Annotated in this window: 15 protein-coding genes and 1 pseudogene; 13 read left to right on the forward strand and 3 right to left on the reverse strand. The window is 73.9% G+C overall.

Going from position 1 to position 21,856, the window contains the following annotated elements; translation table 11 throughout:
* The 7 genes and pseudogenes from ACMXGY_RS01570 to ACMXGY_RS01600 all read left to right on the forward strand — a co-directional run bounded on the left by ACMXGY_RS01570 (position 1) and on the right by ACMXGY_RS01600 (position 8,272).
* A complete protein-coding gene (locus ACMXGY_RS01570) occupies positions 1–2,289 on the forward strand; it encodes an acetyl/propionyl/methylcrotonyl-CoA carboxylase subunit alpha (RefSeq protein ID WP_483775135.1) in 2,289 nt (762 codons plus the stop codon).
* Positions 2,286–3,461 (forward strand): acyl-CoA dehydrogenase family protein, encoded by a 1,176-nt coding sequence (locus tag ACMXGY_RS01575; RefSeq protein ID WP_483775136.1) that lies wholly within the window; start codon positions 2,286–2,288, stop codon positions 3,459–3,461. Before ACMXGY_RS01570 ends, ACMXGY_RS01575 begins: the two co-directional genes overlap by 4 nt.
* Positions 3,462–3,591: 130 nt before the next feature.
* Positions 3,592–4,065: pseudogene (locus tag ACMXGY_RS01580) on the forward strand (MaoC family dehydratase); the annotation flags it as partial.
* A 212-nt stretch (positions 4,066–4,277) separates the two neighbouring features.
* The gene (locus tag ACMXGY_RS01585; RefSeq protein ID WP_483775137.1) at positions 4,278–4,415 is read left to right on the forward strand and encodes a hypothetical protein; all 138 of its coding nucleotides are present in this window, start codon (positions 4,278–4,280) and stop codon (positions 4,413–4,415) included.
* Complete coding sequence (locus ACMXGY_RS01590) at positions 4,412–5,296, forward strand: HpcH/HpaI aldolase/citrate lyase family protein (protein WP_483775138.1); 885 nt, start codon at positions 4,412–4,414, stop codon at positions 5,294–5,296. The genes ACMXGY_RS01585 and ACMXGY_RS01590 overlap by 4 nt, the downstream gene beginning before the upstream one ends.
* An 89-nt stretch (positions 5,297–5,385) precedes the next feature.
* Positions 5,386–7,614 (forward strand): immunity protein Imm33 domain-containing protein, encoded by a 2,229-nt coding sequence (locus tag ACMXGY_RS01595; protein WP_483775139.1) that lies wholly within the window; start codon positions 5,386–5,388, stop codon positions 7,612–7,614.
* A gap of 70 nt (positions 7,615–7,684) precedes the next feature.
* Positions 7,685–8,272, forward strand: a complete 588-nt coding sequence (locus tag ACMXGY_RS01600; protein ID WP_483775140.1) for a hypothetical protein — start codon at positions 7,685–7,687, stop codon at positions 8,270–8,272.
* Between the two features lie 21 nt (positions 8,273–8,293).
* On the opposite strand, the gene pntB is transcribed toward ACMXGY_RS01600, so the two are convergent.
* The gene (gene pntB, locus ACMXGY_RS01605) at positions 8,294–9,703 is read right to left on the reverse strand and encodes a Re/Si-specific NAD(P)(+) transhydrogenase subunit beta (protein WP_483775141.1); all 1,410 of its coding nucleotides are present in this window, start codon (positions 9,701–9,703) and stop codon (positions 8,294–8,296) included.
* Positions 9,700–11,313, reverse strand: a complete 1,614-nt coding sequence (locus ACMXGY_RS01610; RefSeq protein WP_483775142.1) for a Re/Si-specific NAD(P)(+) transhydrogenase subunit alpha — start codon at positions 11,311–11,313, stop codon at positions 9,700–9,702. The genes pntB and ACMXGY_RS01610 overlap by 4 nt, the downstream gene beginning before the upstream one ends.
* Before the next feature lie 214 nt (positions 11,314–11,527).
* Here ACMXGY_RS01610 and ACMXGY_RS01615 point away from each other — a divergent pair, with 214 nt between their 5' ends.
* Positions 11,528–11,854 (forward strand): hypothetical protein, encoded by a 327-nt coding sequence (locus ACMXGY_RS01615; protein WP_483775143.1) that lies wholly within the window; start codon positions 11,528–11,530, stop codon positions 11,852–11,854.
* A 9-nt stretch (positions 11,855–11,863) separates the two neighbouring features.
* Here ACMXGY_RS01615 and ACMXGY_RS01620 read toward each other — a convergent pair whose 3' ends face one another.
* Positions 11,864–14,674, reverse strand: a complete 2,811-nt coding sequence (locus tag ACMXGY_RS01620; protein WP_483775144.1) for a flippase-like domain-containing protein — start codon at positions 14,672–14,674, stop codon at positions 11,864–11,866.
* Between the two features lie 257 nt (positions 14,675–14,931).
* Between ACMXGY_RS01620 and ACMXGY_RS01625 the strand changes: the two genes are divergently transcribed.
* The 5 genes from ACMXGY_RS01625 (at position 14,932) to ACMXGY_RS01645 (ending at position 21,832) form a co-directional block, all read left to right on the forward strand.
* Positions 14,932–15,777, forward strand: a complete 846-nt coding sequence (locus ACMXGY_RS01625) for an HdeD family acid-resistance protein (protein WP_483775145.1) — start codon at positions 14,932–14,934, stop codon at positions 15,775–15,777.
* Positions 15,778–16,030: 253 nt separating this feature from the next.
* The gene (locus ACMXGY_RS01630; RefSeq protein WP_483775146.1) at positions 16,031–17,677 is read left to right on the forward strand and encodes an ABC transporter substrate-binding protein; all 1,647 of its coding nucleotides are present in this window, start codon (positions 16,031–16,033) and stop codon (positions 17,675–17,677) included.
* A 93-nt stretch (positions 17,678–17,770) separates the two neighbouring features.
* Positions 17,771–18,871 (forward strand): ABC transporter permease, encoded by a 1,101-nt coding sequence (locus tag ACMXGY_RS01635; protein WP_483775147.1) that lies wholly within the window; start codon positions 17,771–17,773, stop codon positions 18,869–18,871.
* 1 nt (position 18,872) lies between these two features.
* Complete coding sequence (locus ACMXGY_RS01640; RefSeq protein WP_483775148.1) at positions 18,873–20,102, forward strand: ABC transporter permease; 1,230 nt, start codon at positions 18,873–18,875, stop codon at positions 20,100–20,102.
* The gene (locus ACMXGY_RS01645; protein ID WP_483775149.1) at positions 20,099–21,832 is read left to right on the forward strand and encodes a dipeptide ABC transporter ATP-binding protein; all 1,734 of its coding nucleotides are present in this window, start codon (positions 20,099–20,101) and stop codon (positions 21,830–21,832) included. Before ACMXGY_RS01640 ends, ACMXGY_RS01645 begins: the two co-directional genes overlap by 4 nt.
* The last annotated feature ends 24 nt before the right edge of the window (positions 21,833–21,856 follow it).

Below are 21,856 nucleotides of genomic sequence, written 5' to 3' on the forward strand. Positions count from 1 at the left end.
GTGGGTCCCTCGTCCACCCCCGTGCCGTTCGGCACCGTGCTCGTCGCGAACCGCGGCGAGATCGCGTGCCGCGTGATCGCCACGCTGCGGCGCCTCGGCGTCCGCTCGGTCGCCGTGTTCTCCGACGCCGACGCCGACGCGCGCCACGTCCGGGAGGCCGACGTCGCCGTCCGCCTCGGCCCGGCACCGGCGGCCCGCAGCTACCTCGACGTCGAGGCCGTCGTCGCGGCGGCCGTCGCGACCGGGGCCGACGCGATCCATCCGGGCTACGGCTTCCTGTCCGAGAACCCCGCGCTCGCCCGGGCGTGCGAGCGTGCCGGCATCGCGTTCGTCGGACCCGGTGTCGAGGCGATGGAGGCGATGGCCGACAAGCTCGCCGCCAAGCGCATCGTCGCCGCGCGCGGGGTTCCCGTCGTCCCCGGTGCGGGGGAGCCCGGGATGGACGACGACGCGCTGGTCGCCGCCGCGGGCGACGTCGGGTTCCCGCTGCTCGTCAAGCCCTCGGCGGGGGGCGGCGGCAAGGGCATGGTCGTCGTGCGCACGGCTGAGGACCTGCCCGGTGCCCTGGCGTCGGCCCGACGGGTCGCCGCGGCGTCGTTCGGGGACGACACCCTCCTGCTCGAACGGCTCGTCGAGGCGCCGCGCCACATCGAGGTCCAGGTGCTCGCGGACACGCACGGGAACGTGATCCACCTCGGCGAGCGCGAGTGCTCCCTCCAGCGACGCCACCAGAAGGTCGTCGAGGAAGCACCGTCACCGCTGCTCACCGCGGACCAGCGCGCCCGGATGGGCGACGCCGCGTGCGAGGTCGCGCGCTCCGTCGGGTACGTCGGCGCCGGGACCGTCGAGTTCCTCGTGCCCGCCGCGGACCCCGACGAGTTCTTCTTCATCGAGATGAACACGCGCCTCCAGGTCGAGCACCCCGTCACCGAGATGGTCACCGGCCTCGACCTCGTGGAGCTCCAGCTCCGTGTCGCCGCGGGCTCGCCGCTCGGGCTGGCGCAGGACGACGTCGTGCTGCGCGGCCACGCCGTCGAGGCGCGCCTCTACGCCGAGTCACCCGCGCGCGGGTTCCTGCCCGCGACCGGCCACGTGCTGGTCTACGACGACGGCGGGGTCCCGGCGGGGCCCGACGCCTCGCCCCTGCGGCTCGACTCCGGGATCTCCGGCGGAGCCGTCGTGGGCGGCCACTACGACCCGATGCTCGCCAAGGCCGTCGCGTGGGGGGCGACGCGCGACGAGGCCGTCGACCGGCTCGACGGCCTGCTCGCGGGGACCGTCGTGCTGGGGGTCGAGACGAACACGGCGTTCCTGCGGTCGTTGCTCGCGGACCCTGACGTGCGGGCCGGGCGGCTCGACACCGGGTTGATCGACCGGGTCGTCTCGTCCGGCGGGTCGCCTGTCGACGACGACGGCCTGCGGTGGGCCGAGCTCGTCGCTGCGGCGTTGCTCGTCGTCTCCCGCACTGCCGAACCCTGGGTTACGGGTCGTTCCGGGTCGAGATCGGCGCTCAACCCGGGGTTCGGCGGGGCCGGGGTCGAGGGTGACCCGTGGCGGGTCCGGGACGGGTGGCGGCTCAACGCGGCGGCCGCCGCGCGGCGCGTCGTGCTGGTCGACGCGATCGGGGACGAGCACGAGGTGCGCGTCACCGGGGAGGTGCGCGACGCCGTCGTGCAGGGCGCGTGCGCGGACGACGACGTCTGGGGGGCCGGGGCCGACGGCGCGTCGGTAGCGCGCGCAGACGCCAGGGCTACCGAGGCGCCCGTGCGGCGTGCTCGCGCCGGGCTCGAGCGCGACCCGGGGGCCGACGGCGCGTGGTGGGTCACGGTCGACGGGGTGCGGGAGCGTGTGCGGCTCGCCCTCGACGACCAGCAGCCCGACGACGGCGCGCCTGCCACGGTGTGGCTCTGGCACGGCGGCCGGACGGTCGCCCTCGTGGCCCCCGACCGGGCCGAGCGGGCCGCGCGGGCGCGCGCCGACCGCCGTCGGGCAAGGGGTGACACGCCCGGCGCGACCGACCCGGAGGTGCGCGCGGCCATGCCCGGGACGGTCGTGACAGCGGTCGCCGACGGTGCGGCCGTCGTCGCCGGTGCCGTGCTCGTCACGGTCGAGGCCATGAAGATGGAGCACCCGCTGCTCGCCCCGCACGACGGCGTCGCGAGCGTGAGCGTGCGCCCCGGCGACCTCGTGCGCCGGGACCAGGTGGTCGCCGTCGTCCACCCCCACGACTCCGGAGCGGTACACCCCGCCGCGCCGGTCCCGCAACCCGACACCCAGGGAGCATCATGATCGAGGCCGACGTCCTGCTCGACGACGAGCAGAGGAAGCTCAGCCAGGTGGTGCGCGACTTCGCCGACAGCGTCGTCGCGCCGGCCGCCTACCAGTACGACACCGAGCGCCGCCTGCCGATGGAGATCATCGCGCAGATGGGCGAGCTCGGGCTGTTCGGCCTGCCGTTCCCCCGCGAGATCGGCGGCCAGGGCCAGGACTACGTGTCGCTGTGCCTCGCGGTCGAGGCGCTCGCGCGCGTCGACCAGTCCATCGCGGTGACGCTCGAGGCGGGCGTCGGGCTCGGCATCGTGCCGATCTACCGGCACGGGTCGCGCGAGCAGCAGGAGCGCTGGCTGCCCGACCTGCTCGCCGGGAGGACGCTCGCGGCGTTCGGGCTGACGGAGGCGCAGGCCGGTTCCGACGCGGGCGGCACGCGCACGACCGCGCGGCTCGACGGCGACGAGTGGGTGATCGACGGGTCGAAGCAGTTCATCACCAACTCGGGGACGCCGATCACGAGCCTCGTGACGATCACGGCCGTGACGGGCGAGACGCGCGGCCCGGACGGCGAGGTGCGCAAGGAGCTGTCGAGCATCATCGTGCCGGCGGGGACGCCGGGGTTCGAGGTCGGGCCGGCGTACGACAAGGTCGGCTGGCACACCTCGGACACGCACCCCCTCACGCTCACGGGTGTCCGCGTCCCCGCGGAGAACCTGCTCGGTGAGCGGGGGCGCGGGTACGCGAACTTCCTGCGCGCGCTCGACGAGGGCCGCATCGCGTTCGCCGCCCTCGCGACGGGCGCCGCGCAGGGCTGCCTCGAGGAGGCGCTGCGGTACGCGGGGGAGCGCGTGGTCTTCGGGCGCGCGATCGGTGAGAACCAGCACGTCGCGTTCACGCTCGCCCGCATGCAGGCGCGCGTCCACACCGCGCGGCTCGCCTGGCTCGACGCCGCGCAGAAGCTCGTGCGCGGCAAGCCGTTCAAGGCGGAGGCGTCCGTCGCGAAGCTCGTGGGCGGCGAGGCCGCGATGGCGAACGCGCGCGACGCGTCGCAGATCTTCGGCGGCTACGGCTTCCTCAACGAGAACCCCGTCGCGCGGCACTACCGCGACGCGAAGATCCTCGAGGTCGGGGAGGGCACCACCGAGGTGCAGCTCATGGTGATCGCGAGGAGCCTGGGGCTGGAGGGCTGACCCGGGTCGCGCGCCGAGCACGAGGTTGCTGTCGTTCTGGAGCGCATTCCGGCAGCAACCTCGTGGTCGACGGCGAGCAGGGTCGTTCTCGGCGGACGTCGCCGGGGCGCGGCGAGGGAGAGGGAGCAGCATGCGCGAGGTGGTCCAGCGGGGCCTGTACTACGACGAGCTCGAGATGGGCGTGGTGTACCGCCACCGGCCGGGCCGCACGCTCACGGAGGCGGACGACGTCGTCTTCTCCACGCTCACGATGAACCACCAGGCGCTGCACCTCGACGCCGCGTGGGCCGCGACGCAGCCGTTCGGGCAGCGGCTCGTGAACTCGATGATGACGCTGTCGACGCTCGTCGGGCTGTCGGTCGGGCAGGTCACGCAGGGCACGATCGTCGCGAACCTCGGGTTCCGCGAGGTCGAGTTCCCCCGGCCGCTGTTCCACGGCGACACGCTCTACGCCGAGACGGAGGTCGTGGAGAAGCGTCTCTCGGCGTCGCGCCCCGGGCAGGGCGTCGTCACGCTGGAGCACCGCGGCCTCAACCAGGACGGCGTCCTCGTCGCGCGCGCCGTGCGCACCGCGCTGTTCTGGACGCGCGCGGCCCACGAGGCGGCGTCCGCGACGGGACCCGACGACGCTGCGCCGCCGGAGGGTGCCGAACCCCGGGTTGCGGGGCACGCGCACGGCGCCGAACCCGGGGTTGCGGGGCAGACGGTGGCCGACGTGACCCGAGACCCCGGGTTCGGCGGGGAGGCCGGCACCGCTCCCGCGCCGCGGACCGACCACCACGAGCCCGTCCTGAGCCGGGGCGACGAGGAGAGCGCGTGGTGAACGTCGACGTCGGACCGCCCGGGAGCCGGCCCGACGGCGCACGCTCGCCCGGACGCGTCGTCGAACCCGGGTCGCGGGGTACCCGCACGGTGCCGAACCCGGGGCTGCGGGTCGTCGGGAGGCTGACGTGACGCGCGATCCCGGGTTCGGCAACCGGACCGCGGGGGCCGGGTTCGCGCCAGGCCCGGCGCTGCTGTTCTGCCCCGGCGACCGGCCCGACCGCTTCGCCAAGGCCGCCGACCGTGCGGACGCCGTCATCCTCGACCTGGAGGACGCCGTCGCGGCCGCCTCGAAGGACGCCGCCCGTCGTGCGGTCGTCGAGGCGTCGGCCACCCTCGACCCGGCGCGGACGGTCGTGCGCGTCAACGCCGTCGGGACTCCGGAGCACGCGCTCGACGTCGCGGCGCTCGCGGACACCCGGCTGCGCACGGTCATGGTCGCCAAGGCAGGCCCGGAGCTGCTCGGCTCGCTGGGCGCGCTCGCCACGACGCTCCCCGGCATCCGGGTCGTCGCGCTGTGCGAGACGGCGGCGGGAGTCCTCGCGGCACGGGAGCTCGCGCAGCGGGACGAGGTCGTCGCGCTCATGTGGGGCGCGGAGGATCTCGTGGCGTCGCTCGGCGGGACGTCGAGCCGTCGCCCCGACGGGACCTACCGCGACGTCGCACGGCACGCGCGGGCGTCCGTCCTGCTCGCCGCGGGAGCGGCGGGCAAGGCGGCGGTCGACGCCGTGCACGTCGACGTGGCCGACCTCGAGGGGCTGCGGGCCGAGGCCGAGGACGCCGCGGCGTCGGGTTTCGCCGCGACGGCGTGCATCCACCCGAGCCACGTCCCCGTCATCCGCGGTGCCTACGCCCCGACGCCCGAGCAGGTCAGCGCGGCCCGTGCGCTGCTCGACGCCGCGGCCGCGAACCCCGGTGGCCCCGACGCCGTGTTCACGCACGACGGCCGCATGGTCGACGGGCCGGTCCTGCGCCACGCCGAGGCGGTGCTGCGTCGGGCGAGCGGGCGCTGACCCGCCGCGGGCCCACGATCCCGAGCACGGGGAGCGGTCCCCATGGGCGGCGGCGCGCGGTCTCGGCCGGGGGCCGTAGTGTCGGGCCCGTGACCGACGCGACCGGGCAGGGCCCGCAGCAGAGCCAGCACTGGACCGAGGGCTTCCCGCACCTCGCCGACCGCGCAGCGGCGCAGCTGGGGATCGACGTCCCGACCGTCGCGCGGTACAGCAAGGTCGTGCCCGGCGGGTTCCACGTGTGGACGCCGGGGCGCGGCGGCGCGCAGACGGTCGTCGGGTTCGACGGGTCGGTGTACACGCGGGAGTCGTCGTTCTCGCAGGCCGACCTGGTCGCCGGCTTCCAGGCGGGGCACCGCTTCGACCCGGTCGCGACGGGCCACCCGCTCCCGCACGCGGCGTCGGGCGCGGCGGCGCTCGTGCGGTTCCTGCGGACGGGCGAGAAGGACGTCGCCACCGCGGACGGCCCGAGCGAGGATGAGCTCGCCGAGCTCGCGGGCGCGCCGTTCCGGCAGACGACGCCCGACGAGATCGCCGACCGCCTGCGGGCACGGGGCAAGGGCGCGTTCGCGGTCGTCGGCATCGACCGTGCCCACGGGCCGGGCCACTGGTTCGTGGCGCACTTCGACGGCGAGGTCGTGCGCGCGATCGACCCGCTCTCGCGCCGCCGTCTGGACTCGTGGCCGCCCGTGCCGGACGCCGTGCGCTGGTGGGCCGACGGCGAGCCGACTCGCCAGCCGCAGGAGGTCACCGCGGAGACCCGCTCACGGCACGGGCGTCGCGTGTGGGTGCGGACGACGCCGGAGCTGCTGCCGTGGACGAAGAACCTTCTCGACTGGTACGCCTCGACGGACCCGGCGCGCATCGCGGCGGGCAAGGGCACCTGGTTCGGGTTCTGGTGGACGGTGCTCGGGGCCGACGGCGACGACCTGCGCGTCGGGGCGACCGACCTCACGAAGCCGGGGATCGAGACGACCACGTGGGACGTCGACCCGATGCTCCGCGTCCTGCAGCAGCTCAACCAGATGGCGAGCTTCACCAAGGTGAAGCGCCAGGAGATCCGCTTCGTCGACCGGCTGCTGGTGCAGGAGGGCTACGAGACGGCGCCGGAGGTCTACCTCTCGCACTACGCGCCGGGCGCCGGCACCACGGGGTGGTTCGTCACGACGCGGCCGGAGATTCCCCGCGGAGGCACGCGCGAGGTCGCCGCGCACGAGGTGTGGCGCGCCGCTCCGCACCTCGTCCGGCACCTCTCCCTGCCGCAGGGCTGGCGCGCGATGTACGCGAACGACCGGACGTACCGGCTCTGGAACCCCGACGGCGAGCTGGTGTGGGACGCCTCGACGGGGACCGACGCCCAGGTTCCGGCGAAGCCCGCGAGCACCGCGGAGACGACACCGACGCAGACCGCGGCCCTGGCGCAGACCCCGAACCCGGCGCCTACTCGCGCCGCGGAGAGCTCGACGGACGACGGGGCCGCGTCGTCGGGCGGTGCGGGCGTCCCGCGCGGGAGCGCGGCGTACGTGGAGGCGCGCGCCGCGCTCGCGGACCGCGCCGCGAGCCGCGAGCGGCTGCTCGCCGCGGCGTACGGGCTGCGTGACGCGTTCGTCCGCAACGAGCACGTCATCGGGCTGCTGCCTCCCGACGCGGAGCGCGTGATGGTGGACGCGTACCGCGGGGCGGACGCCGGCGGCGCGGACCAGGTCTCCCGCGACGCGGCGACGGCGTGGGTGCGCGAGGCGTACTTCCGCGGTCTCCCGCTGGCTGCCGAGGCCGCCGCCCGCGTGGACCGGCTCGCCGAGGACGACCCCGACGGGAGCGCCCACGTGCTGCGCGGGTGGATGCGCTACAACGGGTACGGGTTCGCGCAGGACCCTGCGGCCGCCGTCGCCGACCACGAGGAGGCGGCGCGGCGCGGGAACGCCGACGCGCTCTTCGAGCTCTCGGTGCTCACCGCGACGGGGCAGGGCACGCCGGTCGACGAGGCCCTCTCGCGCGAGCTCCTCGAGCGCGCGGCCGACGCCGGGCACCCTCGTGCGCTGTACAACCTCGCGGCCGAGCACGCGACCGGTCGGGGGCGCCCGCGGGATGCGGCGCGCGCGCTCGAGCTCTACCTCCGGGCAGCGGAGCAGGGCAACGGACGCGCCGCCTTCACGGCGGGCGTCATGATCCTCACGGGCGACGGCGCGGCGCCCGACCCGGCGCGCGCGGCACGCGCCCTCCAGGACGCCGAGCACCTCGGTCTCGACGTGCGCGAGGCGGCGGCCCAGCTCCCGCCGCAGCTCGCGGAGGTGGTCGTGAGCCTGCTCGGCGGCGCATGATCGCACCGCTGCGGGAACTTCGCACGCCGTGGCGTTACGGAGACGGCTCTCGGCGTCGTAGGGTCGGCGCGTGAACGTCTACGTGGTGCTCTCCCGCAGTCGTACGGTCCTGTCCCGCACGATCGCGCTCGCGACGCGCGACGAGTTCACGCACTCCGCCCTGGCGCTGGACCCGGGGCTGGACCTCATGTTCAGCTTCGGGCGCCGGCGCGCGGGCAACCCGTTCGTCGGGTGCTTCCGGCGCGAGCGGTTCGACGACGGCCTGTACCGCGGCATGGACGTCGTCCCCGGGGTCGTCCTGGAGGTTCCGGTGACGCCCGAGCAGCACGAGGCGATCCGGGTGCGCATCACCGAGTTCCTGCTGGACTCGCACGCCTTCTCCTACAACGTGCGCGGCCTCGTGGGCGCCCGGTTCGGCCGGGGGCACGAGGTGGAGGACCGGTTCTTCTGCTCGGAGTTCGTCTACCACGTGCTGCACGGGGCCGGCGTCTGCGACCTCGGGATCGAGCGGTGGCAGGTGCGTCCGCAGACCCTGCTCGACCTCCCCGGGCGGGTCGTCTTCCGCGGCGACCTCAAGGACTACGTCGCCGCGCACGGGTCGCTCGGCACGATGCCGTCGCTGACGATCGACCGCCCGCGGGAACGCGTGCTGGGCTGAGTCCCCGACGGCGCCGGCCCGTCACCCGACCCGCAGCGCCGCGACGATGTCCTCGACCCGCTGCTTCGCGTCCCCGAACAGCATCCCCGTGTTCTCGCGGAAGAACAGCGGGTTCTGCACCCCGGCGTACCCGGCGGCCATCGACCGCTTGAAGACGACGACCCGGTCCGCCTCCCAGACGCGCAGCACAGGCATGCCCGCGATGGGCGACCCGGGGTCGTCGAGCGCGGCGGGGTTGACGGTGTCGTTCGCGCCGATGACGAGCACGACGTCGGTCTTCGCCAGGTCGTCGTTGATCTCGTCCATCTCGAGGACGATGTCGTAGGGGACGCGCGCCTCGGCGAGCAGGACGTTCATGTGCCCCGGGAGGCGGCCCGCGACCGGGTGCACGCCGAACCGGACGTCCGCGCCGCCGTCGCGCAGGATCTCCACGAGCTCGGCCACCGGGTACTGGGCCTTGGCCACGGCCATGCCGTAGCCCGGGGTGATGACGACGCTGCGTGCGTCGCGCAGGAGGGCCGCGACGTCGTCGGCACCCACCTCGTGGTGCTCGCCGTGCTCGGACGTCCCGGCGCCGGGCGCAGAGCCCTCCTCGGTGCCGAACCCGCCGAGGATCACGGAGACGAACGAGCGGTTCATGGCCCGGCACATGATGTAGGAGAGGATCGCACCGGACGACCCGACGAGCGCGCCGGTGACGATGAGCAGGTCGTTGCCGAGCATGAACCCCGCGGCGGCGGCGGCCCAGCCCGAGTACGAGTTGAGCATCGACACGACGACGGGCATGTCGCCCCCGCCGATCGACGCGACGAGGTGCCAGCCGAGCGCGAGCGAGACCACGGTGAGCAGGAGCAGCGGCCAGACCGACGGCACGACGACGAACCACGCCACGAGCACCACGCTCACCAGGAGCATCGCGAGGTTGAGCAGGTTGCGGCCCGGGAGCTGCAGGGGCGCCGAGCGCGCGCGGCCGGACAGCTTGAGGAACGCGACGACCGAGCCCGTGAACGTCACGGCGCCCACGAGCACGCCGAGCGAGACCTCGACGAGGTGCGCGACGTCGTCGGCCCCGGCGGCATGGGCCGTGAGGTACGAGTTGAAGCCCACGAGCACGGCCGCGGCGCCGACGAAGCTGTGCAGGATCGCGATGAGCTCGGGCATCTGCGTCATCTCGACGCGCCGCGCGCGCCACGTCCCGACCGCCGCACCGACGAGGAGCACGAGCGCGACGAGGATCGCCGTGACGAGCACCGGCCGGGCGCTCGTGTCGAGCGCGAGCACGATCGTCGCGGCGAGCGCGAGGGCCATGCCGACCATGCCGAGCACGTTGCCGCGGCGCGCGGACTCCTGCTTCGACAGCCCCGCCAGGCTGAGGACGAACAGCACGGCCGCGAGGACGTAGACCGCCTGCGCGACGGACGTGGCGGTCATCGGGCCACCCCCTGCACGGGGCGGGCCGGCACGTCCTTCCGGAACATGCGGATCATGCGGTTGGCGACGAGGAAGCCGCCGAAGACGTTGATGCTCGCCACCGTCGCGGCGAGCACCGCGAGCGTGGTGACGACCCAGTCGTCGGAGCCGATCTGCAGCAGCGCGCCGACGAGGATGATCCCGGAGATCGCGTTCGTCTGGGCCATGAGCGGTGTGTGCAGCGAGTGCGTGACGTGCGAGATGACGTAGTACCCGACGATCACCGCGAGCGCGAACACCGTGACGTGCCCGACGAGCGACGGCGGCGCGAACGACAGCCCGAGCGTCACGAGCACCGCGGCGAGGGCGGCGCCCACGGTGCGACGGCGACGCCGCAGCGCGGCGGCGTCCGCCTCGGCGGCGAGCGCCCGCTGCCGGTCGGCGGCCTCCTGCACGGGGTCCGACGGCGGTGGCGCACCTGATCCTGCGCCCGGCGGTGGCGCGGCGCTCACGGCGACGGGCGGCGGTGGCCACAGGACCTCGCCGTCGCGCGCGACGGTCATGCCGCGCTGCACGGGGTCGTCGAGGTCGAGCACGACCTGGCCGTCCTTGCCTGGCGTGAGCAGCTCGAGCAGGTGCACGACGTTCGTCCCGAGGAGCTGCGACGTGTGCTGCGGCAGGCGTCCGGCGAGGTCGGTCCAGCCGACGACGACGACCCCGCCCGGCGTGACGACCCGCTCGCCCGGCACGGTGAGCTCGCAGTTCCCACCACCCGACGCCGCGAGGTCCACCACCACGGCGCCCGGGTGCATCCCCGCGACCGCCGCGGCGGTGAGGGTGCGCGGCGCGCGGCCGCGCACGAGCGCCGTCGTGATGACGACGTCCGCCTCGGCGGCCTCGCGCGCGTACACCGCGAGCGCGGCACGCTCCTGCTCGGGCGTGAGCGGCTTCGCGTACCCGTCGGCGGACATACCCTGCTGCGCCTCCGGGGCGCGGACGGCCGTGCCGCCCATGGACTCGATCTGCTCGGCGGCCTCGGTGCGCACGTCGAACGCGCGCACCTGCGCCCCGAGGCTCGCCGCCGCGCCGACCGCGGCGAGGCCCGCGACCCCGCCGCCGATGACGAAGACCTTCGCGGGCGGCGTCTTGCCCGCGGCCGTGACCTGACCGGCGAACATGCCGCCGTACTCGGCCGCCGCCTCGACGACGGCGCGGTACCCGGCGACGTTCGACAGCGTGCTCAGCACGTCGAGCGCCTGGGCGCGCGAGATGCGCGGGACGGCGTCGAGCGCGAGGGCGGTCACACCGCGCTCTGCGAGGTGCTGGACGAGCGCAGGGTCGTTCGCGGGGCCGAGCATCGCGACGAGCGTCGCGCCGGGACGCAGCAGCGCGACCTGGGCGTCCGTCGGCGCGTTCACCGCGGTCACGACGTCGGCGCCCCACACGGTCGCGGCGTCCGCGACGGCCGCGCCCGCGGCCTCGTACGCGTCGTCCGCGAACGTCGCCGCCGCCCCGGCGTCGTGCTCGACCACGACCTCGAACCCGAGCGCACGCAGGCGCTCCACCGTGCGCGGGGTCGCGGCCACGAGCCGCTCCCCGTCCCTCACCTCGCGGGGGACTCCGATCCTCACGTGCGGGCTCCTCACGTCGTCCAGCATCACGGGCCGCCCGAACGGCGTCATCGCCGACGGGTGCGCGGCGAGCCTATCGGTGGCCGCCCCCGCCCGTCCCGGGCCGAACGTCCCCGCGGCGGGCCGGGGAGTTCTCACCATCGTGCGAGGTGGCGCCCGCAGCCCGCGGTCCGCCAGGATCGGGCGGACATCCGACCCAGACCCAGGGGGAACCATGCACCGCTCCACCGTCCGCTCGATCGCCCTCGTCCCCGCCGCCGCGCTGGTGGTCGTCGCGCTCACCGCGTGCAGCGTGAACGCCAACCTCACCGTGCCGGCCTCCAAGATCGCCCAGGACGCCGAGGGTGCGCTCGCCGAGATCGGCGAGGCGGACGTCGACTGCGGGGAGGAGTCCGTCGACCTCGTGGACGGCGAGGTCGTCGAGTGCGAGCTCACCGACCCGGCTTCGGGCAACGTGTACGACACGACCGTCACGCTGTCGGAGGTCGACGGGACCGACTACCACGTGGACGTCAAGGTCGCCGAGACGCCGAAGGGCTGACGCCCGGCGCTAGAGGTCGCCCTTCTTCTGCAGGTGGCGCATCGCGACCCAGCCGATCGGGATGCGGGCCCAGTAGGTGGCGACGCGGAACAGGAGCGTCGCGGAGGTCGCGAGGGCGACCGGCACGCCCGCGGCGGTGAGCCCACCGGTCAGCGCGAGCTCGATGGTGCCGAGGCCACCCGGGGTGGGGACGGCCGCGCCGGCCGCGTTGCCGATGAGGTAGATGACGGCGACGTCGATGAGGGAGAGCTCCTGGCCGAACGCCGCGAGCGCGGCGTCGAACGCGAGGACGTACCCGAGCGTCATGACGATGTTGCCGCCGAACCCGATCGCGAGCCGTCCGGGCTGCCCGAGCATCGCGGACAGGCGCGGCCACACCTGCTGGACCGTGGGCCGGATCTTCGCCATGACCCAGTTCCGCACCGCAGGGACGAGGAGCGTCGCGAGCACGGCGAGCGCGACGCCACCGATGGCGAGGAGCACCGTCGTGGAGGGAAGCTCCACGAGGCCGCCGTCGCCGGTGAAGACCGACAGCAGCACCAGGATGAGGATCGTCACGAGGAACTGCGACACCTGCACGAGCGCGACGGTCGCGACGGCCATCGGGGTCGACACGCCGCGCTTCGTGAGCAGGCGCAGGTTGAGCGCGGCCGGCCCGATGCCGGCCGGGGCGGCGAGGGCGACGTACGACCCGGCGGCCTGCGTCAGGGTGACGCGCCAGAAGGGCAGCCTGGTGGGGGAGAACGCGGCGAGCGTGAGGGCCGCGCCGACCCACGTGAGGATGCCGAGCGCGAAGGACAGGACCGCCCACCAGGGGTTCGCCTCGGTGACCGCCTCGGCGATCTGCTCGAAGTTGAACGACGTGACGAGCGCCGTCACGGCGGCGATGACGAGGACGAGGGTCAGGATCGTGCGCGCCCCGAAGCGGGTGATGCGCTGCGGCTCGACGTCGGCCTCGGGCAGGCGGTCGACGAGGGCCGCGCGCAGCTCCTTGAGCAGCTCCTTGTCCTGCCGCATCTCGTCGCGCGTGCTCGGCGGCAGGGCGACCGACTGCAGCAGGGGCCCGATCGCGGCGATGTCCTCGTCGGGCAGGACGCTCACCGCGGACTCGACCGCCCGACGTGCGCCGACGCGCAGCGCGAGGAGCGCGACCATCTGGGCGAGGTCGAGCCGGCGCGCGAGCTCGGACGACGCGATGTCGCCCTGCTCCCAGCCCGTGAGCCAGACCTCGGGCGCCCCGGTCGCGCGCTCGCGCGACACGAGCATGACGTCCGACGTGAGCGCGCGGTGCGCGATCCCGGCCGAGTGCGCGAGCCGGAGCTGGCGCCACGCCTCGTTGAGCACGGAGTCGGTGAGGTCCTCGACCGGCAGGTCGCGCAGCGACACGGCGCCCGCGGCGTGCTCCTGGACGAGGATCATCGAGTCCGCCGCCTCGCCGACGCCGAGGAGCCGCGGGGTGCGCACGCCCGCGGCGCGCGCGGCGTAGGAGAGCAGGGCAGTGCGCTCGGCGGCCGCGCGCAGGGAGATCGCGGCACGCCCTTCGGTCCCGCGCAGACGCAGCGAGCGCCAGAACCGGGTGAGGAAGCCGACGACCTGCCGGTCGCCGTCGAGCGCGACGACGTCCCGGCGCACCCCGTCCTCGGCGAGCATCGCGTAGACGCGGTTGTCGCCCGCGCGGGTGAGCGCGATGGCCGCGGGGTCCGACGGCGCGTCCTGCGCCGGGGTGGGGGACCCGTTCGCCGCGCCCGCGGGCTCGGGGTCGCTCGTCGGGCCGGCGCCCCCCAGGTGCTGGTGCGCGAGGGCCGCGTCCGCCGTGAGGACGGTGCCGGCGTCGTGCTCCGCGCCCGGCGCGTGCAGGACGCCGACGTGGACCTCGGCCGTGATGTGCCCCTCGGCGTCGACCTCGGTGATGGGGTCGTCGGCGGCCTCGGCGAGCTCCTCGTCGTCCGTGACGTCGCGCACGCGCACGAGCGCGGTCGGGGAGAAGCCGGCGCGTCGTACGCCCTCGACGAGGTCGGGACCGTACGCGCGCTCGCTGCGGACGCCCGAGACGTACCGGACCGCCATGCCGGCGATCCGCCCCAGCAGGAGCGTGATGACGATCCCGGGCAGGGAGACCTGTCCGGTGATCAGCACCACGCCGATCGCCACGAACAGGAGGTTCCAGGACCAGGCGACCGTGCGTCGCCGCGTGCGCGTCCCCGCGGCGGTGAGCAGACCCGCGATGGCGGCGACGTAGAGGTAGTCGGGGATGGTGAGCTGCCACGACCCGTCGACGAAGACGGACAGGCCGCGGACGAGCTCGTCGGAGCCCCAGGCGCTGATGGCGAGGGAGACCAGCACCCCGAGCAGGAGGCCCAGGCACGCGGCGACGATCGCCTCCACGACCTGGCGTCCGAGCCGGCGGACACCGAGCTCGATGAGGACCGCCGTCGGCACGAAGAGCGTCACGAGCCCCTCGAGCACGGCCACGGGGAACACGAGGATTCGCGCGAGCAGGTCCGAGAAGCCCTGGACGTCCTCCGCGACGCCCTCGGTCGTGCCGTGCGCGAAGACCGCCATGAGCATGACGACCGCGACACCGACCGCGCACAGCACGAGGTTGACGAGGTCGCTGGGGTGGCGCACCCGCTGCTCGGCGGTGTCGACGACGCGGACCGTGCCGGCGCCGCCCCGACCCGGCCGGGTCAGCAGCGCCTCCAGCGCACCGGTCTGCGGACGCGGCTCGACCCCCGTGGGCCCCGCGAGGCTGCCGACCTCGACCACGGAACCCGCCGTGCGCGCGGGGCGCGCGGGCGGCTCGGTCGCGGAGGCTGACATGCCAGCGAGTCTAGGCGGGAGGGTCCGGCGAGGCGCGGGATTTGGCCGATTCCTCCGGGTGATTCGCCCGCTTCCTCCCCGCACGGCGTGGTGCTGGGCATCCCATGAGTGCTGGATATTTGTCGCTCCAAAAGGTCTTTGGGTGCAAATGTCCAGCACTCAGCGGTGGTCGGCTGGTGCGGTGCGTGCGGGTGTCGGCGGGCGAGTGTGACGTCGCTCTCCCTAGCATGAGAGGAGCGACGGACCGGGAGGTCGGCATGGCGGGGGAGACGACGGCGCACGACGGGCCGGGCAGGGCGGCCGGGTCTGCGGAAGCGGCCGAGGAGCGGAACCCGTTCCGCAAGGTGTGGTGGTTGCCCGTCGTCCGGGGCGTCCTCCTCGTGGTGCTCGGTCTGCTGCTCATGATCGAGCCGCTCGAGGAGCTCGGCACGCTGCGTCTCGTGCTCGGTGCGTTCCTCGTGGCCGACGGCGTGCTGGTCGCCGTGCAGGGGTTCGTGCACCGGCGGCAGGTCGGGTCCGCGTGGTGGCTCGCCCAGGCGGGGGTCAACGTCGTGTTCGGTGCCGTGGTGGCGCTGTGGCCGGACCTGACCCCGACCGCCCTCTACTACGTGCTGGCCGTGTGGGTGCTGGTCCTCGGCATCACGACGATCGCCGGTGCGGCCGCGCTCGCGCGCAACCGGGACCTCGGGTGGGCGTGGATGCTCGCGTTCGGGATCGTCTCGGTGCTGTTCGGCATCCTGCTCGTCACCCGGCCGCTCGACGCGTTCGACGTGCTCCGGCTCGTCACGGTCGTGTTCGCCCTGTACGCGTTCGTCTCGGGGTCGATCCACGTCGTGTCCGGGTTCGCCGTCCGCGCCGTGGCCGGAGAGCTCGCGGAGCTGCGGGCGCAGGCCGTCGCGGCGGGCGTCGTCGTGACGGGAGGCTCCGTGCTCGGGGCCGCAGCGGCGAGGCCGGACGTCGCGCCGCCGACGGCTCAGCCCGGGGCCAGCCGGACCCCGGACGAGCCGCGGCGCGACGACGACGACGCCTCGCCCGCCTCGTCGTCGGTGCCGGGTGGGGAGGAGCCGGGGACGGCCTCCACGCCGGAGTCGCCGACCCCCTGAGGGGGGCGGAACTGTACACCCGGTGCCGCACGGGCGCGGGTGTGTCTCAGGTCACGATCGTTGCCCAGGGCTCAGTGTTACGACCGGGTAACAACGCTGCCGATTTCAACGGCTTTGCGCCGTTCCTGACCCATGCTCGACACATCGGCGTGCTAGAAATCACGCACTCCGACGACAGGCCGGGGTCCTGGTGCGTGCAGCGTCGCGCGACCGGTGTCTCGTACCCCGAGAACTCCGAGAAAGAGGTAGATCCATGACAGCGGTGTCCAGGAAGCGGCTCCTCGCCGTGGCTGCCGGCATCACGGCGGTGACGCTGACCCTCACGGCGTGCGGTGGCGGTTCGAACGACGGCGACGAGGGTGACGGCGGCGGCGGCGCGGCGGGCGGCTCGCTCTTCATCGGCACGACCGACAAGGTCACCGTGCTCGACCCGGCGGGCTCGTACGACAACGGGTCCTTCGCCGTGATGAACCAGGTGTTCCCGTTCCTCATGAACACCCCGTACGGCAGCCCCGACGTCGAGCCGGACATCGCCGAGTCGGCCGAGTTCACCGCGCCCACCGAGTACACCGTGAAGCTCAAGCCGGGTCTCAAGTGGGCCAACGGCAACGACCTCACGTCGTCCGACGTGAAGTTCACGTTCGACCGCCAGGTCGCGATCAACGACCCCAACGGCCCGGCGTCGCTCCTGTACAACCTCGAGAGCGTCGAGGCGCCCGACGACACGACGGTCGTCTTCCACCTCAAGAGCGAGAACGACCAGGTCTTCCCGCAGATCCTGTCGAGCCCCGTCGGGCCGATCGTCGACGAGGACGTCTTCGCGGCGGACGCGGTGACGCCCGACCAGGAGATCGTCGACGGCAACGCGTTCGCCGGCCAGTACACGATCACCAGCTACGACTTCAACAACCTCGTCACGTACGAGGCGTACGACGGCTACCAGGGCCTGCTCGGCGCGGCGAAGACCGACGAGGTCGCGGTCTCGTACTACGCCGACGCGTCGAACCTCAAGCTCGCCATCCAGGAGGGCGAGATCGACGTGGCCTGGCGCAGCCTGTCCGCCACGGACATCGAGGACCTGCGCGGCAACGACGACGTCAAGGTCGTCGACGGCCCCGGCGGCGAGATCCGCTACATCACGTTCAACTTCGACACGCAGCCGTTCGGCGCCAAGACGCCCGAGGCCGACCCGGCGAAGGCGCTCGCCGTGCGCCAGGCCGCCGCGTCGCTCATCGACCGCGACGAGCTGTCGGAGCAGGTCTACAAGGGCACGTACACCCCGCTCTACTCGTACGTCCCCGCCGGGCTGACCGGTGCCATCGAGCCGCTCAAGGAGATGTACGGCGACGGTGCGGGTGCTCCGGACGCCGCGGCGGCCGAGAAGCTCCTCACCGACGCCGGCGTGCAGACGCCCGTCACGCTCAACCTGCAGTACTCGAACGACCACTACGGCCCGTCGTCGGCCGACGAGTACGCGCTCATCAAGGACCAGCTGGAGAAGGACGGCCTCTTCACCGTCAACCTCCAGACCACCGAGTGGGTCACGTACGCCGAGGAGCGCACGAGCGACGTCTACCCGGCCTACCAGCTCGGCTGGTTCCCGGACTACTCCGACGCGGACAACTACCTCACGCCGTTCTTCCTCACGGAGAACTTCCTGGTGAACCACTACGCCAACCAGGAGGTCAACGACCTCATCCTCCAGCAGGCCGTGACGACCGACCACGACGAGCGCACCGCGCTCATCGAGGAGATCCAGACGAAGGTCGCGGGCGACCTGTCGACCCTGCCGTACCTCCAGGGTGCGCAGGTCGCGGTCGTCGGGGCCGACGTCGAGGGCACCGAGGACACGCTCGACCCGTCCTTCAAGTTCCGGTACGCGGCTCTGTCCAAGGGCTGAACGCCCGCGCCCGGCCCTGCCGCCACCGCGCGGCAGGGCCGGGCGCCCGTACGTCCCGAGCGACCCGCCCCGGACTCCTGACGAAGAGACGACATGACGACCACCACCTCGGAACCCCAGGTCGACGAGGGCCGCGCGGCCACACCGCGCACCGCCCGGCGTCGCACCGGCGGGGGCGGCCTCGGGAGCTACATCCTGGTCCGCGCCCTGCTCATCATCCCGACCGTCTTCATCCTCGTGACCACCGTCTTCGTGGTCATGCGCGCGACGGGCGACCCCATCACCGCGGCGCTCGGCGGCCGTCTCACGCCCGACCAGCTCGCCGAGCGCATCCACGAGGCCGGCTACGACCGGCCGGTCGTCGTGCAGTACCTCGAGTACCTCGGCGGGATCCTGCGCGGCGACTTCGGCACGACCATCAGCGACAACCGGCCCGTGACCGAGGTGCTCGCGACCTACGGCGCGGCGACGCTCGAGCTCGCGACGTACGCGCTCCTCGTCGCGTTCGTGCTCGGCATCCCGTTCGGCATGCTCGCCGGGTACTTCCGCGACCGCGTGCCCGACGCCGTGCTGCGGATCCTCGCGATCCTCGCCTACGCGACGCCCGTCTTCTTCGCCGGCCTCATGCTCAAGCTGATCTTCTCCGTGGGCCTCGGCTGGCTCCCGGTCTCCGGCCGCGCGTCGACCCGGGCGGAGATCCAGATGCAGATGCTCGACGATCCGTCGGGCTTCTACCTGATCGACGCGTTCCGCACGGGCGACCCCGACGTCGTCGTCGACGTGCTCCAGCACGCCGTCCTGCCCGCCGTCGCGCTCGGCCTGCTCACCGCGGGCGTGTTCCTGCGGCTCGTCCGGACCAACGTCATCGGGACGCTCAGCACGGACTACGTCGTCGCCGCCCGGTCGCGCGGCGTGCGGGAGTCGCGCCTCGTGCGCACCCACGCGTGGCGTCCCGCGCTCATCCCGATCATCACCGTCATCGGTCTGCAGGTCGCGATGCTCCTCGCGGGCGCCGTCCTCACCGAGACGACGTTCGAGTGGAAGGGGCTCGGGTTCCAGCTCGCCGAGTACCTGCAGGCGCGCGACTTCGTCGCCGTGCAGGGGATCGTCGTGCTCATGGCCGTCATCGTCGCCGTGACGAACTTCCTCGTCGACGTGATCGCCGCGCTGATCGACCCGAGGGTGAGGTACTGAGATGGTCGCCGAGAGCACCCTGACACCCGGGACGAGCGTCCTGCCGCCCGCGGCGCTCCCGTCCCGCGGCAGCCGTTGGAAGCGGCTGCCCGTCGTGCACCAGCTCCGCCAGAGCGTCGGGCTGCAGCGCGGGATGCTGGTGGGCGGGCTCGTCATCACCGCGCTCTTCATCCTGACAGCCGCGCTCGCGCCGTGGCTCGCGCCCTACGGGTACAGCCAGCTCCGTACCGCCGACGGCGCGTTCGGCGCCCAGCAGCCGCCGTCGGCCGAGCACCTGCTCGGCACGACCGTCGGCGGGTACGACGTGCTGTCGCGCGTCATCTGGGGCGCGCAGACCGCGCTCCTCGTCATCGTCGTCGCGATCCTCGCGTCGATCGTCCTCGGCGTGCTGCTCGGCCTCGTGTCGGGCTACTTCGGCGGGTGGCTCGACCGGCTCCTCGTCGTGCTCGCCGACGCGATCTACGCGTTCCCCTCGCTCCTGCTCGCCATCCTCATGGCGATCGTCATCTCGGGCGGCCAGTCGAGCATGTGGGGCGGCATCCTCGCCGCCGCGCTGTCGATCACCGTGGTGTTCGTGCCGCAGTACTTCCGCGTCACGCGCGCCGAGGTCGTGCGGATCAAGGGCGAGGCGTTCGTCGACTCCGCCCGTGTGCTCGGCACGCCGCACCGGCGCATCATGTTCCGCCACGTGCTGCGCAACGCGACCCGCACGCTCCCGCTCATCGTCACGCTCAACGCGTCCGAGGCGATCCTCACGCTCGCCGGGCTCGGCTTCCTCGGGTTCGGCATCGAGCCGACCAAGGCCGCCGAGTGGGGCTACGACCTCAACAAGGCCGTGTCCGACGTGACCAGCGGCATCTGGTGGACCGCGCTGTTCCCCGGGATCGCGATCGTGCTCGTCGTCCTCGGCATCACGCTCGTGGGGGAGAGCCTCAACGACCTCGCCGACCCGCGCCTGCGCTCGCGCCGCGCGGCCGCCGAGGTGTCCGGCGACGTCGCAGAGACCTCGGTCGTCCCGGGCGGCACGCTCGTCGCCGGGCCCGGTGGGGTCGAGGGGATCGAGGGCGGTTCCGTCCGCTCGGACGTGCTCTCCGACGAACCAGCGGCGTCCGACCCCGACGCGCTCGTGTGGGACGGCGAGCCCGGTGCCGGACCGGGCGGCCCACCCGGCGACAGCACCCCGGACGGGCGCGGCGACGCGCCCACGGACGAGACGGAGGACCGGCGATGAGCGCCGTGACGGACGAGACGACTGCCCGCGCCGTGGACGCGGCACCGCGCCCGGTCGTGACCATCCGCGACCTCGCGGTGTCGTTCGCGACCGACGCCGGGTCCGTGCGCGCGGTCGACGGTGTCGACCTCGAGGTCGCGCCGGGGGAGGTGCTCGCCGTCGTCGGCGAGTCCGGCTCCGGCAAGACCGTGACCGCCAAGACGATCCTCGGCCTGCTGCCGTCGACCGCGACCGCGCGCGGCGCCGTCGTGCTGACGAGCAAGGACGGCACGGCCGAGCACGACGTCGTCGCGCTCGGCCGCGACCGGCTGCGCCAGGTGCGCGGCACCGACGTGGCGATGGTCTTCCAGGAGCCGTCCGCGGCGCTCAACCCCGTGTTCACGGTGGGGTGGCAGATCGCGGAAGGCATCCGGGCGCACGGGAAGGTCGGCAAGCGCGAGGCGCGGCGGCGCGCGATCGACGTCCTTCGCCGCGTCGGCATCCCCGACGCCGAGAAGCGCGTCGACCACTACCCGCACCAGTTCTCGGGCGGCCAGAAGCAACGCATCATCATCGCGATGGCGCTCGTGCTCGACCCCGGCCTCATCGTCGCGGACGAGCCGACGACCGCGCTCGACGTGACGGTCCAGGCGGAGATCCTCGACCTGCTGCGCCGCTGCCGCGACGAGTTCGGCACGGCGATCGTCCTCATCACGCACAACATGGGTGTCGTCGCCGACCTCGCGGACCGCGTCGCCGTGATGTACCAGGGCAAGGTCGTCGAGCAGGCGCCCGCCCGCGAGCTGTTCGCGTCGCCCCGTGCGGAGTACACGCGCAAGCTGCTCGAGGCCGTCCCGCGCGTCGGCGAGGGCACCGCCCGGGCGCAGGCCCGGGCGTCGGCCCGCGACGCGGGCTGGCAGGCCGGCGAGCCCGTGGTCACGGCGCAGGGCCTGACGATCACCTACCCGGGACGCTTCCGCACCCCCGGCTTCACCGCCGTCGACGACGTCTCGCTCACCATCCGCCCCGGCGAGGTGCTCGGGCTCGTGGGCGAGTCCGGCTCGGGCAAGACGACGTTCGCCCGGGCGGTCGCGGGCCTCACCCCCGTCACGGGCGGCTCGCTGCGCGTGCTCGGCGTCGAGATGAACGGCGTACGCCAGCGCGAGCTCCTGCCGGTGCGCCCGCGCATCGGATTCGTGTTCCAGGACCCGGCGACGAGCTTCAACCCCCTCCTCACGATCGCGGACTGCGTCGCGGAACCGCTCGTCGTCCACGGGCGCGCCCCGTCGCCCGAGGCCGCGCGCGGCCGCGTCGACGAGCTGCTCGAGGCCGTCCAGCTCCCGCGCTCGTACGGCGACCGGTTCCCGCACGAGCTGTCCGGCGGCCAACGTCAGCGCGCCTCGCTGGCACGGGCGCTCGCGCTCGACCCGGAGCTGCTCGTCGCGGACGAGCCGACGTCCGCGCTCGACGTCTCCGTCCAGGCCCGCGTGCTCGAGCTCTTCGCCGAGCTCCAGCGCGAGCTCGGCTTCGCGAGCCTCTTCGTGTCGCACGACCTCGCGGTCGTCGACCTGCTCTCGGACCGCATCGCGGTGCTCTACCGCGGGCGGCTCGTCGAGGAGGGCACGGGCGCCGAGGTGCTGGGCAACCCGCGCGAGGAGTACACGAAGCGCCTGCTCGCGTCACTCCCCGTCCCCGACCCGGTCGCCCAGGCCGAACGCCGCGAGGAGCTCCGCACCCTCCGCGGCGCCTGACGCCGCGGGAGGGACCGGTCGGCC

The sequence above is a fragment of the Cellulosimicrobium sp. G4 BAM 1002 genome (genome assembly GCF_057126935.1).

Excerpts from the sequence above, each read along its gene's own strand:
- ACMXGY_RS01615 (WP_483775143.1), top strand. The coding sequence starts at position 11,528 with ATGCACCGCTCCACCGTCCGCTCGATCGCCCTCGTCCCCGCCGCCGCG.
- ACMXGY_RS01635 (WP_483775147.1), top strand. The coding sequence starts at position 17,771 with ATGACGACCACCACCTCGGAACCCCAGGTCGACGAGGGCCGCGCGGCC.
- ACMXGY_RS01640 (WP_483775148.1), top strand. The coding sequence starts at position 18,873 with ATGGTCGCCGAGAGCACCCTGACACCCGGGACGAGCGTCCTGCCGCCC.
- ACMXGY_RS01630 (WP_483775146.1), top strand. The coding sequence starts at position 16,031 with ATGACAGCGGTGTCCAGGAAGCGGCTCCTCGCCGTGGCTGCCGGCATC.
- ACMXGY_RS01620 (WP_483775144.1), bottom strand. The coding sequence starts at position 14,674 with ATGTCAGCCTCCGCGACCGAGCCGCCCGCGCGCCCCGCGCGCACGGCG.
- ACMXGY_RS01625 (WP_483775145.1), top strand. The coding sequence starts at position 14,932 with ATGGCGGGGGAGACGACGGCGCACGACGGGCCGGGCAGGGCGGCCGGG.
- ACMXGY_RS01575 (WP_483775136.1), top strand. The coding sequence starts at position 2,286 with ATGATCGAGGCCGACGTCCTGCTCGACGACGAGCAGAGGAAGCTCAGC.
- ACMXGY_RS01645 (WP_483775149.1), top strand. The coding sequence starts at position 20,099 with ATGAGCGCCGTGACGGACGAGACGACTGCCCGCGCCGTGGACGCGGCA.
- pntB (WP_483775141.1), bottom strand. The coding sequence starts at position 9,703 with ATGACCGCCACGTCCGTCGCGCAGGCGGTCTACGTCCTCGCGGCCGTG.